Here is a 13,217-nt window from a genome sequence, read left to right as displayed (position 1 = left end):
CTTGCCTTCATTTATCAGTGAATCTAATTTTAACGAAGAGAGCGTTAAACACAAACTATTTTTTTCCCGCAGGTCCGGTTCACAGCTCTATCCACCATTCCCCGCTCATCCTAATAAAATCATTTCATATATCGTAAGCGTTATCATATGCAGGCATAAAGGAGACAAAACCAACATTTCTGCACTAATTACAACTTTCACGTACCAAAAGAGCTGGCCATAAGCCAGCTCCCAACTATACCTCGCCCTATTTCTTTGATTGTTCTATTGGACTAATTATACTGCTCTCTTATGTAATCATTTTGCTTTTCCTATGCCTATATCACTACGGAATATCGTAGTCAAACACCATATTCTCCCCATCCACAGCCACATCCAGGACAATATCGATCAGCTCTCCTTTTACTTGCAATGGAGACTCAGCCAATCCCGAAAACTCCAGTTCACCTGTAAAGGTTCCACGAGGCCCTATCTCAATATGTACAGGCTTCAGCCGTACAGATTGCAAGGATTCGTAAAGTGGATCATCCTGGTTTCTGTAACTGCCCGCCAAGTCAGGCATGAGCACAGCCACCACAGACTCTCTGCTGTAATTTTTGAGTGTCAGGTCACAGGTTGCCCTGGCATCACCATTTTTCAGCACATCATAGGTACAGGAGCTTGTATTTTGGATATAGGAGATCCCATCTATGCCTGAAGCTCCCCACTTGGCTACATACATCAATTTATCCGTCATGTACGAATAACTGAGAACGATAGCGATCACAAGGATCCAGAGTCGTTTCGCCAGTCCAGGAGAAGATGACATGATCTCTTTTCTTGTAAGATAAAAGCCACAAGCGAATAAACCCATTCCGAGAAAGAGTGTGATATGCACACCACTTAAATAAGCTGTGGTGTAAGGTGATACACCTATCGCTGATAACAACGTATCTCCAACAGAAAAACCAAGATGGTGCTTAAATGTAAAGATGATGGCAAACAACAGTAAAGCTGCAGAGAACACAAGTCTGGTTCTCGACACACGAACACCTCCAATCAGCCACCTGATTATATCATATTCTTCCTAATTATGGTATACAATCCAAATGATAAAAAGACGCCTTCGGTTATTCACCGAAAACGCCCTTCATTTGAATTTCAGACTATTTCTTGGACAGGAATGCGTCGAGTTGTTCTTGTTTGGCTGCAATAATTTTATCAATGCCCGCAGCTTTCAGTTTCTCCAGATATTTCGGGATCATCTCGTTCGGATCTACTGCACCCGCTGTCATACCCGGTTTGAATTGTTTGTTCACATTGTTGACCGCTGCGATTTCATTTTTGACAGATTGGCTGTTAAACGTGAAGCCCAATGCAGGTGACTTAACCCCTTTGGCATTAAACTCCTTGAACTTTTCCCATTTCTGTGGATCTTCGTTATCCCAGAGAAAATTCAGGAACTGGTTACCCAGTTGCCACTGCGCCCCCGGATTATAGGTACGACTGTTGGCATCTACCCCTTCCGGGAGGGTAATGATGTTATCCTGGCCGTCTTTTTTCACATAATGTGTACCTTCAATTCCGAAGTTAAGCAAATTGTTAATCTCTTTGTCGGAGTGAAGCAGGTTAATGACCTGCATCGCTTTCTCTGGCTGCTCGGAAGAACGGGAGATCGCCAGCATGGCTCCAGATGCATCGCCAGTGGTAATCGTTGGCTGCGTCATCTCAATCTGGGTCAGTGGATATCCAACGTACCCCTCTTCTTCTTTATCCTTGCCCGGCTTCATACCATCGGTCCATAGAAAGGCCTTGCCTGCCTTCGCCTGATCTTTCGGGAATACATTGGAAGTCGCAGCATCACTGTTAATATATCCAGCCTGATACCACTTGCGTGCAAGTTCAGCAGCCTCCTTGAATTCAGGCGTATCCACTTCATTCAGTACAGTCGTTCCGCCTGCTGTTTTGGAGATAACTCCAGGTACGGAAGCATCCCCGAGATAATCCCAATCCAGATTTTCCAGAAGCCCGTTACCATTCGTGTTGGACATATAAAACGGGGTAATGCCTGGCTCGTTTTCCTTGATGGTTTTGAGCAGTGGCTCCAGATCGGCCCAGGTTTTCACTGCTGTCAGGTCCAGCTTGTGTTTGTCCGCGAGATCTTTGCGTACCAGGACGCCACGCGTTGCTGCTAGTTCCTTGTTCGTAGGAACGCCATAGTTCACACCATCCACCTGGGACCCTTCCATAAAGGCCGGGTCGAGATTTTTCTTGATATCCTGCCCATACTTGTCAAGCAGATCATTCAGTGGCATGAAAGCGCCCTTCGCCACATTTACAGTATAGTTCTGCCACGCCGCTGTGAAAATGATATCCGATTTCTCGCCAGAAGAGATCATGAGATTCAGCTTGTTATCCCACTGACCCCAGTCAACGGCATTGATCTTGAGCGTTGCCCCGATCTTTGGCTCCATCTTCTTGTTGATCTCGGCCTCCACCAGAGCCACATCTTTCTGTGGTGTTCCTGGGTAATACAACGTCACTTCATAGGGTTTACCCCCACTCTCAGCTGCACCCCCGCCCTCGGCTTTCGGTGTTGTTCCGCCTTTGTCCGATGAGCATCCTGCCAACACCAGGCTAAGCGCCATAACTGCTGCCGCAATACGCGGCCATACCTTTAACGTTCTGACCAATTGAACCCCTCCCTCATATGTTGGACCCTGCAACCGATTGCCCCAATTCGCAATGTTTCCCAATCTGCAAAAGTCCTTTCCCTTGCCGGCCCTCCGGCGTGACTGCACTCGCTGGTTCTTTGTATATACCCTCTCAGGTCCATCCTTGTTATCCGTTATCCGCTCCGCTAACCGGCCAGAGTTACCCCTTCACTGCACCTACGGTAAGGCCCTTGATGAAATACCGTTGAAAGAACGGATATGCCAGCACAATCGGACCAATACCGACGACAGCCATCGCCATTTGCAGCGTTTTGTTAGGCAGATTCATTAATCCACCCTGAGAAGAAATCTGTGAAGAGACGTTGGAGTTGGATGTTAAATATTGAATATCGAGCAGCGTCCGGTACATAAGGTACTGAAGGCTGATCGTCCGGTTATCCGAAATAAAAATCATGCTGAGGTACCAATCGTTCCAGTAGTTTAATGTACTGAAGAGCGCAACGGTCGCCATAACGGGAAGTGAGAGCGGCAACACAATACGTGTAAACGTTCTCAATTCCCCGGCCCCATCAATTCGTGCCGATTCGAGAATCGATACTGGAATGGAATTGGCAAAGAATGTGCGCATGACCAGAACAAAGAACGGTGATAGCAGCAGCGGCATAATGAGCGCCAGAATCGAGTTTTTCAGATCCAGCACGTTCACATAGACGAGATACCAAGGTACCAGACCGCCATTGAACAGCATGGTGAAGAAGATAAAGAAGGCAAACCAGCCACGGTAAGGCAAATCTCTCCGCGAGAGCGGGTAAGCATATAGCGCGGTCAACGCCACACTGGTGATGGTACCTACTACAGTAACAATAATAGAGATACCATAGGAGTGGATAATCTGATCCATATCCTTGAACAGAAAATCATAGGCCGTAAGGCTGAACTTCTCTGGAATTAGCTTATACCCGTTCGCAATGACCGTCGTCTCGTCCGAGAAGGAGATGGCGAAGACAAGCAGAATCGGCACGATGCAGGCAATCGCATAGAAAATAAACATGGCATGAATAATGGATGCGGAACGCCGGGATACAGCTAATGGATCACGTGATTTCACAGTCTGACTTGCCTCCTCTCAAAATAATGCATTGTCTTTGTCCATTCTCCTTACAATGGTATTGGATACAAGTACAAGCACAAATCCGACAACCGCCTGATACAGACCCGCTGCTGAGGACATTCCGATATCTCCCCCAATGAGGAACGTGCGGTACACGTAAGTATCCAGTACATTCGTTACAGGGAATAACGCTCCCGATTCCAGAGGAACCTGATAGAACAGACTGAAGTCTGCGTAGAAAATACGGCCAATCTGCAACAGTGTCATAATGACGATCAGTGGCACGAGAAACGGAACCGTAATGAAGCGAATCTGATGCCACTTGGTCGCTCCATCCAACACGGCAGCTTCATAATATTCCTCATCAATGCCAACAACGGCTGCCAGATAAATGACGGCGTAATAACCGATATTCTTCCATGTGTTTACAATGGGCAGAATGTACGGCCAATACTTCGGTTCTGAATACCAGTCGATCGGCTGCCCGCCAAAGATCTGCAGGATAGTCGAGTTCATGAAGCCTGAATCTCTGCCCAGAAAAGCCAGGACCAGATAACTGACTACGATCATGGACAGAAAATACGGAAGCAGCATGAGTGACTGATACAATTTGGACATCGCCTTGTTCTTCACTTCATTCAGCAGGATCGCAAGACCTACCCCCACTAATAAATTCAGCGCAATAAATACAGTGTTGTACGCAAGTGTATTACGAGTAATCTCCCAAGCATCGCTAGTGGAGAACAAATACTTGAAATTATCCCAGCCGCTCCAGGGGCTTCCCCAAATACCGTCGGCATAATTTACATTTTTAAACGCAATCAGCACGCCGAACATCGGCATATAGTTGTTTACCAGCAGAAACAGAATGCCTGGCAAAAACATGAGATACAAAACCTTGAATTTACCTAGATTGTGCAGGACAGACTTTCGTTTACGAACTGGTATATCATGTATGTCCCTTACATCCGATATCTGTGCTCCTTTACCCGCCTGGGGTTGTGTCTTCATAACTTGTTCTCCCTCACTCCTCTTGAATTCGTTCCTCAGGATGAAGCAACGTTTGTCTCCTGTGGTTCAAGTATACGGCGGAGCGGTCAGGTCCTCTATCTGCTGTGGTGACCTGTTCACTTATCAAATTATGACTTTAGAGGATAAAAAAACAAAGAACGCAGTATACTGCGTCCAAAATTATACGGTACGGGACTGCTTACGAAACTCCTGTGGCGTTATACCTGTGCACTTTTTAAACATTTTGGTGAAATGGGAGTAGTTATAATATCCGACTTTGCCTGCGATGTCCGTTACCTTCACGGTAGACTGGGACAACAATGTTTTTGCTTTGGCAACCCTGCGCTGCAGAATGAATTCGGAGAGCGACATCCCTTTTTCCTTCCGAAACAGGCGGGACAGGTAGGCTGGATTGAATCCGGCAAAAGAAGCAAGTTCTTCTCGCATCAGCTCTTCGCCGATATGATTTTCGATATATATGCATAACTGATCCACAATGGTCATTGGACTGTGATCGTCCGGATACAGCACCGGGATCGCACGACTGATCAAGTCTGATGTCCAATGCTTCAACTGAGGTAAGGAACGTGTCACGACACTTTCTTCCGGCTCCCGTTCCCCGGGATACAAGCTGCGTACAGACACATTCTTCTGGTGGAGCAAGGGATACACGACATGCAGCATTGCATGGTAGTACAATCGCAATATTTCCGGCGATAGCCGCTCCTGTGCAGCCAATAATTCAAAGATTTCATCAACTCGCTCACGCAAATCTCCGACTTTACCCGTTTCGAACAGGATGGACAACTCGGAAAACCACGGTATCGGCAAAAACCGATCCTCTGTCTCCCGGCCCTGCTCGTCATATAGAAATACCTCTTCAAGCTCATTGATATTGCGGCGCTCCATATCCATCAGTTCATTCAACATGCCCTGCAGGTCCGTTACGGCAACCGGAACTCCGACATAACAGGATAATCGGCAGTAGAAGTACGTACCGCACTGCTGGATATAGCCCTGACATTCTTGTGCCACTTCACTCGCCGTGGGAATGACACCATCCTGTTCATATGCAAGCACAATATTCAGTCCGCTCTGGTCCTGGAACACTTCACCGGGTTTGTCACCAAGCAGCATTTCCTTGGCTGCATTGCGAAGTGCATACTCCAGCACCTCTTCGTCACGAAGATCGAACTCCCGCACCCATTCCTCCACGGAGATTACAATGGGCAATACACGCGCTTGCGGATCGATTTCGGCCCCGTATACTTCGGCCAGTTCCTGCAACCTTTGTTGGGTTAACGTTACCCGCTGTGAGATGGCATCTTTCCAGAAACGCTCGGTTAACAGTGGTTTATGGGTCTTCCAGCGTTTGTACACCGTCTCATATACTTTATTCGTACGGGAGCGCTGCTCGCCATCCTTAATTTTGTCCATAGCCTGGGTGACAACCTTGAGCAACTGATCTGCGGGAGCTGGCTTCAGCACATAATCAAAGCTGTTCAACTTGATTGCAGTCTGGGCATAATCGAACAGGGCGTGGCCTGTCAGAAAGATCGTCAGTATACCTGGATCATGCTTCAGCACCCAGCTCTGCAGATCAAGTCCCGTTTCACCCGGCATCTCAATATCACAGATCATAATATCGATGGAGTGGGCTTTCATCACCATTCTTGCCTCTTCCGCATCACCGGCACTGAACACCCGGTCAATTCCGGCCAAACGCCAGTCTACCCCTTCGACCATCGCTTGCAGCGCGTATACTTCATCATCCACGATTAACAGGTTCCGCATAGGCTCCCCCTTCTTCTCCCTCCGTCTGGACAGGTAAATGAATTATGACCTTGGCACCTCCGTGCACCTGATTCTGGAATTGCAATCCGGCTTGATCGCCGTACTTCACAAGTAACCGATGGGCGACGTTCCAGATCCCGATATGCTGACCACCCGGGTCTTCAGCATATTGCCCCTGTTGCAGCCGCTCCAGAATGTCTTGCTCAAATCCCACACCGTTATCCTCAATCGAAAGTTGAATTACGGTAACCTCCTCAGCAGCGGATGACAGGATATTGTCCGATAGCGTTTTCATTTCCTGTGCTGTTATGCGAATGATGAATGGTTCTGTACGCCGCTGAAATCCATGAATGATGGCATTCTCCACAAAAGGCTGGATCGTTAATGGCGGAAGTACATAATGCCCAAGATCCGGGTCAATGTCGAGCGTGAAATCCAGCTTGTTTGGAAACCTCAACTTCTGGATCTCCAAATAATGACGGATATGTTCCAGCTCTTCATCTAACCGGATAACACGTTTGCCTGCACGCAGGCTGAACCGGAAATAGTCAGCCAGATGACCAGCCATCTGCTGCACAAGCTCATTCTTCTGCAAGGAAGCCAGACTATGAATAATATTTAGCGAATTCAGGTAAAAGTGCGGGTTAATCTGCATCTGTAATTGTTTGAACTCGGCTTCCCTCGTCCGCAGTTGCTCCTCATACACATCAATCTTCAGATGCTGAATTTGACTTGTCATCTGATTGAAGCTCCGTGTGACAAACTCCAGTTCAGACGAAGACGGGGTCTCCAGTCTCACATCAAGTTCCCCCCGGCTCACTCTCCTCATTCCGCGAATCAGCACATTCATTGGGCGGAATAGGAGCTGTCTAAGAAAGATCATAGCTGTGATCAGAATCACAGCTGCACCAATGGGAAGCAAGCGAATAATCTGCTGAAAAAAAGGAAGATTGCGCATCATGTCCTCTTCGGGCAGCAGCACAATATAATTCATCTCGGACATGGCTGAGGGAATGCCCAGCATCAGGTACTGTCTCGCATCTCCTTTGGGCGTCACTTCAGAAATAACCTGATAAGGATTTTTCAGGCCCGAGATATGGGACGCAGCCAGATTAATCTGGTCCGAATTCAGAGCAGAATCAGACAATGCCCAGCCATCTGCTCCCACAATGACTGCACCTCCCCGATCACCAGATTCCGTGAATTGTTCCGGGTGATTCAGTGCATTCATATCCACAAGGGCTCCCGCGTAGAACTGGGCATTAATCCGAACGGTTTTGACCAGTGCATTCCAAGTCCCACCGCGAACGATGCTCCATTCCGGCTTCTGGATATCCCCTTCCAATTGTTGCATCTGGACTGGCATGCTCTCCTGCACAATAGACATTTTGACATCATAGTTGCCTGACGTAGCCAGCAGCAAATCATCATTCACCGCATCGTACAGGAAAAATGAATCAATTAAATTGTAAAAACCGATGTCTGTCATGAATTTGTTCATAATGCGCTGTTTCGCAATAATATAATCCCCGCTGCCGTATTTGAGAAAAAACAGGGATATAATATCCGGGTCCCGCTCGCCCAGACTGTATAAATAACGATTGGTCTCCTGCAACACTCGCTCGTTCTGCTCCACACTCTTCGCAAGATGATTCATATTGGTGAGAGACACCTTATCGCGTACAACTTTCATGGCGTACACGTTGTTGTAGTAGAGCAACAGGAATAGTGGCAGCATAATCAGTGTCAGGCCCACCATAAACTTAAAGCGCAGTGAACGGATGAAATTCATGGATTACCGCCCTTTTGTTCCCTATGGGAATGAGGTTTTTTCTAATTTCTTCCTTATCATGGCATGTTTATTGTAGTCATACTTGCTTGCACCCGTCTATGAGGTTCCGTTACCTGTCTATATCAATTCTGGTGACTTGCACTTGGCCTCCAGTTCGATCACAAAGCTTCACATTCTATTAAGTTCTCCATCTGTAAAAAAAATCCTGCATCCCCTTACTCCACGAACGCCCGATGATGACATGCATACGATATATCACTCCTCGAGATTGGCAGCGGGGATGTAGGGAGGCATGTAGGATGAATATTCAACTCGTCCCATTGCATTATGTATATTTGGTTTTTATCGTCCTGATTGTCGCCGTCATGATCCGACGCAGAGATACAACCATCATTTGTGTTGCGGGTATCCTGACCATTGGACTCTTCGCGACAGAGACTTTAAGCGGTTCGGTTGCCGGCATTTTCAACAGTTTTGTATACGCAGCCAAGGAGCTGTTCAGCACCATTTTTATTATATCGATTATTGTTGCCATGAGCCGGGTGCTCATTCGAACAGGAATTAATGAAATTATGGTGACACCGCTCACCCGATTCATCCGTTCCCCGCAGGTTGCGTATTGGGGAATTGGACTAATTATGATGCTTGTATCGCTATTTTTCTGGCCTTCCCCTGCTGTCGCCCTTGTCGGAGCCATACTTCTTCCTGTAGCCGTACGTGTGGGACTTCCTCCTATTGGCGCTGCCATTGCGATGAACCTGTTTGGACATGGGATTGCCCTGTCGGGAGATTACATTATTCAAGGGGCTCCAAAACTTACCGCTGATGCAGCCGGTCTTCCGGTTACTTCCGTCATGACTGCCAGCATACCTCTGGTCATTGTAATGGGCACGGTATCCACAATTACGGCCTTCTGGATGCTGCGCAAAGAGATGAAGTTGGGCTTAACTCTTCCTCCTCAGAATCCTGTCTCTGGTGAAGCAGTGACCATACCTCCAGCTTCATCTGATCCTGTGCCTGTCTCCGCTAAACCGGTTGTTCACAGTAAACCTATGCCACCCCACCTGCAAAAAGCATTCGCCCTCCTTATCCCCTTGTTATTCGCAGTGGATGTCATCCTGATGTTTGTGCTCAAGCTTCAGGGGGGTGATGCTACAGCGTTAATCGGCGGAACGGCTGTGCTCATTCTGATTGCCGTCTCTCTTGCCTCACATCGACATACAGGTCCAGAGGAGACCACAAGTTATTTAATAGAAGGATTTCAGTTCGGATTCAAAGTATTTGGTCCTGTCATTCCAATTGCTGCTTTCTTCTATCTGGGGGATGCTGCGATCACAGAGTTGTTCAACAACCCGCTGCCTGAAGGTTCACACGGTATTGTGAATGATCTTGGGGTTGTTCTCTCAGGTCTGGTTCCAATGAATGATACGGTAGGCGCGATAACGATGACTGTGACCGGAGCGGTAACAGGAATGGATGGTTCGGGGTTCTCGGGAATATCCCTTGTGGGGTCCATTGCAGCCATGTTTGCAGGTTCGGCAGATTCCGCATCTGTGCTGACGGCACTGGGTCAGGTTTCCGCCATATGGGTAGGCGGGGGAACCTTGATTCCATGGGCTCTGATTCCAGCTGCTGCCATCTGTGGGGTCAGTCCATTCGAACTGGCGCGCCGCAACCTGAAACCGGTACTGCTGGGATTAACGGTGACTACCATTGTTGCTATCTTTCTAATCTGATCAGGGTACTACCTACTCTGACTGAAAAGAGGTACGCAAACGGGCCCAGCTCCAAAGCTCGTCCCGACTCTTTCCTGACAGATGCAGCACTTCCGCATAAGAATAAGGGTCTCCCTGAAGTCCAAGAACTGAAGCAAACGCAGGCTCCGTCTTTAAGCCTTTCAGCTTCAGTCTGCGAATCTCACGATGTCCCGCCGCACCCCAGAGTTGTAACAAATCCCATTCCACCAGCATGTGCACATAAGCATTCTGGCTGGATACAGGTATCGACTGGGCAAAAATCTCAATGGGCCAGTTTCCCATCTGCAAACAACAAGTCACATAAGGAAGCTTGCCTGGACTGCCTTCACCACGCTCACATCGAAAACCCTGCATCTCACCCAGATGGCGATGCAGCAGGTTCTCGAATGCTCCCAGATCCTCTGCCTCACACAACAGATCGAGATCACTCCCGGGAATATCGATATCAATTGGAACTGTTCCGGCCGGATATGGATGGTTTGCAGCCAGAATATGAAGCAATCCGCTTGCCCTCAACACCTGATATGCATCCTGCTGACGCACGTTACCCGAGGCCAGATGTGCCATTACATCCGCCGTTGCAATCATGTTATCGCCTTTGGCACCGAATCATTCCGATGCTCCGGTAATCACTTGTTTCACACGTCCTACTTGTCCATTCGTCAGACGCACTTTGATGCCATGCGGATGCGTAGGTGACTTGGTCAACAGATCCTTCACAATGCCACGTGTCAGCTTGCCTGTGGACTGGTCCTGCTTCAGCACAATATCCACTTCAAGACCTGGTTTAATATTTACTCGCTGTTGTCCATTCATGGGTTTCTCTCTCCTCTACTACGGTTTTCAATATCATGTATCCATGATTCACAAAGCTTCATCTATTGTAGACGTTTTGGATTGAAAACGAAAGTCATGACGATTGTTCAAGAACATAACAGAACGGTCAAACGGTCATTTCCGGTCTGAAGAGGGGTTCCTTGATCTGTGCCATCAGTCCGGGCTTTACAGCCATGCTGATCGGACGTATTGTACAAGGTGAGCATTATACATAGCGTATTTTGTTTTATATGGTCATCCCGCTCGCCTTGCTTGATATCTTGTTTGCATTCATCTGGCTGCGTAATGTGTCCAAGCTTACCTCACCGAAATTTGATGGCTTAGGTGCACTATTCTCTACCATCGGTTTCGGTTTTCTGCTCTATGGATTCAGCTCTGCCGGAGATAAAGGATGGACCAGCGCCACGGTGCTGTTGACATTGATTATCGGAGTGCTCTTTTTCGCCTTCTTTGTCCTTAGGGAGACAGCTATGAAGCACCCCTTGCTGGAGTTTCGTGTGTTCAAATACGATATATTCACCATCTCCACGCTGGCCAGCGCAACGATTAACATGGCACTCTTTGGCGGGATGCTGTTATTACCGATCTATCTGCAAAATATAAGGGATTCTCTCCGCTGCAATCCGGTCTGTTGCTGCTGCCAGGCGCACTGCTAATGCGTGTGATGTCCCCCATCTCAGGTGCCCTGTTTGACCGGATCGGCTCTCGCCCGCTCGCTATTGTGGGTCTGCTCATTACCGCCATCTCCACTTATGAGTTCAGCAAATTGACGGGTGAAACGCCATATGGTCACATCATGATGCTGTATACGTTCCGCAGCTTTGGCATGTCCATGCTCATGATGTCCGTACAGACGGAAGGACTTAACCAATTACCCCCACATCTAACCAGTCATGGCACGGCCATGTCCAATACCATCCGACAGGTGGCTGGCTCGATCGGAACGGCCCTGCTCATTACCGTGATGGCAACACGGGCAGGTATTCATTTGGCTGATTACAGCAACACGGTCACCACAACCAATGCAGCCCTGACCCAGCAAGTTGGCTTGCTGGGTACAGAGGTGGTTACCATGGCTGGAATGCCACCTGAACAGGGTTCAAGTCTCGCCTTGCAACAGCTCTATGGCATCGCTGTTCAGACATCAACGATTGAAGGCATTAACGATGCTTTTATTGTAGCCACCTGGATTTCGATCATCGGGCTTGTCCTCTCGCTGTTTCTGCGACGAGCTCGTTCCCGACCACGTCCAGTCAAGCCGGAACGTTAAATGCGAATGAGGAATGCTTCCCTATCCAAGAGAGGAATTCTCCTCGTATCCAATAGATCGCCATTTACAAATTCGCCTTTAAATGAAAAAAGGAGCATGCCAAAAAACCGCAAGTCTCTTTGATCTAGAGACTGCGGTTTTTCGTTTGTTCGCTATGGATGCTGCTTCAATGATGAAATGCCATCCTTGGCAGCCTCTTTCGCCTTGACGGCAAGTAGTTCCGATACAGTTACAAAACGATATCCCTGTTGCTGAAGCTTAGGCAGAATCGTTTTTAGCGCGGCAACCGTCTGTGATTTGCCTTCCACCTTATCGTGAAATAGTACAATATCCCCGTTACGAGCGTTCTTCAGCACTTTGTTCACAATGGCTGATACGCCTGGAGAAGCCCAATCACGTGTATCCTGATGCCAGGACCAGAGTACAATCGAATATCCTTTTTGCTTGGCGATCTGAATCACCATGTCATTGTAGTACCCACCCGGTGGCCTGAACAACAGGGGACGCTGCGCACCCGCTTCAACGATCGACTTTTCCGCCTCGTCCATTTCCCGAGTGTACTTGTCCGCCCGTGTCGATCTGACCGCATACGTGTGTGCATACGTATGATTGGCGACCTCATGCCCTTCCTGCTGCTCCTGCTTAACCAGATCAGGAAACTTCTCTGCCCATTTACCAAGTACAAAAAAAGTGCCTTTGGCTTGATATTGCTGAAGTAAAGCTAGAATTTGCGGAGTCTGGACCGGATCAGGTCCATCGTCAAAGGTCAGGGCGATTAGTTTATCATGTGTGGGAACCTCCCACACAATCTCTCCTCGCTCCTCATAATACTGGCGATTCTTCTGCACAGGTTTGGCATTGGCAGAACTGGTGCCAAGCATGAGAATCAGGGTAAACAATCCGATGGTTCGGGCTGCCTTCAGGTTCATGTAGATGTCCTCTCTTTATCGTAAAACGTAAACTCCCTGTTAGCATTTCCCGATTCACCAGA

General features: G+C 48.1%; 12 protein-coding genes. 3 read left to right on the top strand and 9 right to left on the bottom strand.

The features are described from left to right. Positions 1–325: 325 nt before the first annotated feature. The 6 genes from ACR32F_RS10945 to ACR32F_RS10920 form a co-directional block, all read right to left on the bottom strand. On the bottom strand, positions 326–1,024 hold the full coding sequence (locus ACR32F_RS10945) for a hypothetical protein (protein ID WP_440118730.1): 699 nt from the start codon (positions 1,022–1,024) through the stop codon (positions 326–328). A 121-nt stretch (positions 1,025–1,145) separates the two neighbouring features. Further along, positions 1,146–2,672, bottom strand: coding sequence for an ABC transporter substrate-binding protein (locus ACR32F_RS10940; RefSeq protein ID WP_440118729.1), 1,527 nt, complete (start codon positions 2,670–2,672; stop codon positions 1,146–1,148). A gap of 181 nt (positions 2,673–2,853) precedes the next feature. Then, complete coding sequence (locus ACR32F_RS10935) at positions 2,854–3,762, bottom strand: carbohydrate ABC transporter permease (protein WP_440118728.1); 909 nt, start codon at positions 3,760–3,762, stop codon at positions 2,854–2,856. 18 nt (positions 3,763–3,780) lie between these two features. Next, on the bottom strand, positions 3,781–4,776 hold the full coding sequence (locus ACR32F_RS10930) for an ABC transporter permease (RefSeq protein ID WP_440118727.1): 996 nt from the start codon (positions 4,774–4,776) through the stop codon (positions 3,781–3,783). A 180-nt stretch (positions 4,777–4,956) separates the two neighbouring features. Continuing rightward, the gene (locus tag ACR32F_RS10925; protein ID WP_440118726.1) at positions 4,957–6,570 is read right to left on the bottom strand and encodes a response regulator transcription factor; all 1,614 of its coding nucleotides are present in this window, start codon (positions 6,568–6,570) and stop codon (positions 4,957–4,959) included. Continuing rightward, a complete protein-coding gene (locus ACR32F_RS10920; RefSeq protein WP_440118725.1) occupies positions 6,545–8,362 on the bottom strand; it encodes a sensor histidine kinase in 1,818 nt (605 codons plus the stop codon). The genes ACR32F_RS10925 and ACR32F_RS10920 overlap by 26 nt, the downstream gene beginning before the upstream one ends. A gap of 299 nt (positions 8,363–8,661) precedes the next feature. Between ACR32F_RS10920 and ACR32F_RS10915 the strand changes: the two genes are divergently transcribed. Then, positions 8,662–10,098, top strand: coding sequence for a hypothetical protein (locus tag ACR32F_RS10915; protein ID WP_440118724.1), 1,437 nt, complete (start codon positions 8,662–8,664; stop codon positions 10,096–10,098). A gap of 12 nt (positions 10,099–10,110) precedes the next feature. Here ACR32F_RS10915 and ACR32F_RS10910 read toward each other — a convergent pair whose 3' ends face one another. Both ACR32F_RS10910 and ACR32F_RS10905 read right to left on the bottom strand, forming a co-directional pair. After that, positions 10,111–10,707, bottom strand: a complete 597-nt coding sequence (locus ACR32F_RS10910; RefSeq protein ID WP_440118723.1) for a DUF4269 domain-containing protein — start codon at positions 10,705–10,707, stop codon at positions 10,111–10,113. A gap of 21 nt (positions 10,708–10,728) precedes the next feature. Beyond that, complete coding sequence (locus ACR32F_RS10905) at positions 10,729–10,935, bottom strand: YwbE family protein (RefSeq protein ID WP_440118722.1); 207 nt, start codon at positions 10,933–10,935, stop codon at positions 10,729–10,731. A 251-nt stretch (positions 10,936–11,186) separates the two neighbouring features. On the opposite strand from ACR32F_RS10905, the gene ACR32F_RS10900 reads away from it, so the two are divergent. Both ACR32F_RS10900 and ACR32F_RS10895 read left to right on the top strand, forming a co-directional pair. Continuing rightward, a complete protein-coding gene (locus tag ACR32F_RS10900; protein ID WP_440118721.1) occupies positions 11,187–11,612 on the top strand; it encodes a hypothetical protein in 426 nt (141 codons plus the stop codon). Beyond that, a complete protein-coding gene (locus ACR32F_RS10895; RefSeq protein WP_440118720.1) occupies positions 11,612–12,226 on the top strand; it encodes a hypothetical protein in 615 nt (204 codons plus the stop codon). The genes ACR32F_RS10900 and ACR32F_RS10895 overlap by 1 nt, the downstream gene beginning before the upstream one ends. A 152-nt stretch (positions 12,227–12,378) precedes the next feature. Here ACR32F_RS10895 and ACR32F_RS10890 read toward each other — a convergent pair whose 3' ends face one another. Next, positions 12,379–13,155 (bottom strand): polysaccharide deacetylase family protein, encoded by a 777-nt coding sequence (locus tag ACR32F_RS10890; protein WP_440118719.1) that lies wholly within the window; start codon positions 13,153–13,155, stop codon positions 12,379–12,381. Between the last annotated feature and the right edge of the window lie 62 nt (positions 13,156–13,217).

It is taken from the genome of Paenibacillus hebaui (assembly GCF_051934385.1).
Taxonomy (GTDB): domain Bacteria; phylum Bacillota; class Bacilli; order Paenibacillales; family Paenibacillaceae; genus Paenibacillus.
The sequence above is the reverse complement of the archived record's forward strand: the minus strand, read 5'-3'. Positions and strand labels throughout refer to the sequence as shown.

Bases quoted from the DNA above. Each gene is read 5' to 3' on its own strand.
- ACR32F_RS10930 (WP_440118727.1), bottom strand. From the start codon at position 4,776: ATGAAGACACAACCCCAGGCGGGTAAAGGAGCACAGATATCGGATGTA.
- ACR32F_RS10925 (WP_440118726.1), bottom strand. From the start codon at position 6,570: ATGCGGAACCTGTTAATCGTGGATGATGAAGTATACGCGCTGCAAGCG.
- ACR32F_RS10920 (WP_440118725.1), bottom strand. From the start codon at position 8,362: ATGAATTTCATCCGTTCACTGCGCTTTAAGTTTATGGTGGGCCTGACA.
- ACR32F_RS10915 (WP_440118724.1), top strand. From the start codon at position 8,662: ATGAATATTCAACTCGTCCCATTGCATTATGTATATTTGGTTTTTATC.
- ACR32F_RS10910 (WP_440118723.1), bottom strand. From the start codon at position 10,707: ATGATTGCAACGGCGGATGTAATGGCACATCTGGCCTCGGGTAACGTG.
- ACR32F_RS10905 (WP_440118722.1), bottom strand. From the start codon at position 10,935: ATGAATGGACAACAGCGAGTAAATATTAAACCAGGTCTTGAAGTGGAT.
- ACR32F_RS10900 (WP_440118721.1), top strand. From the start codon at position 11,187: ATGGTCATCCCGCTCGCCTTGCTTGATATCTTGTTTGCATTCATCTGG.
- ACR32F_RS10895 (WP_440118720.1), top strand. From the start codon at position 11,612: ATGCGTGTGATGTCCCCCATCTCAGGTGCCCTGTTTGACCGGATCGGC.
- ACR32F_RS10890 (WP_440118719.1), bottom strand. From the start codon at position 13,155: ATGAACCTGAAGGCAGCCCGAACCATCGGATTGTTTACCCTGATTCTC.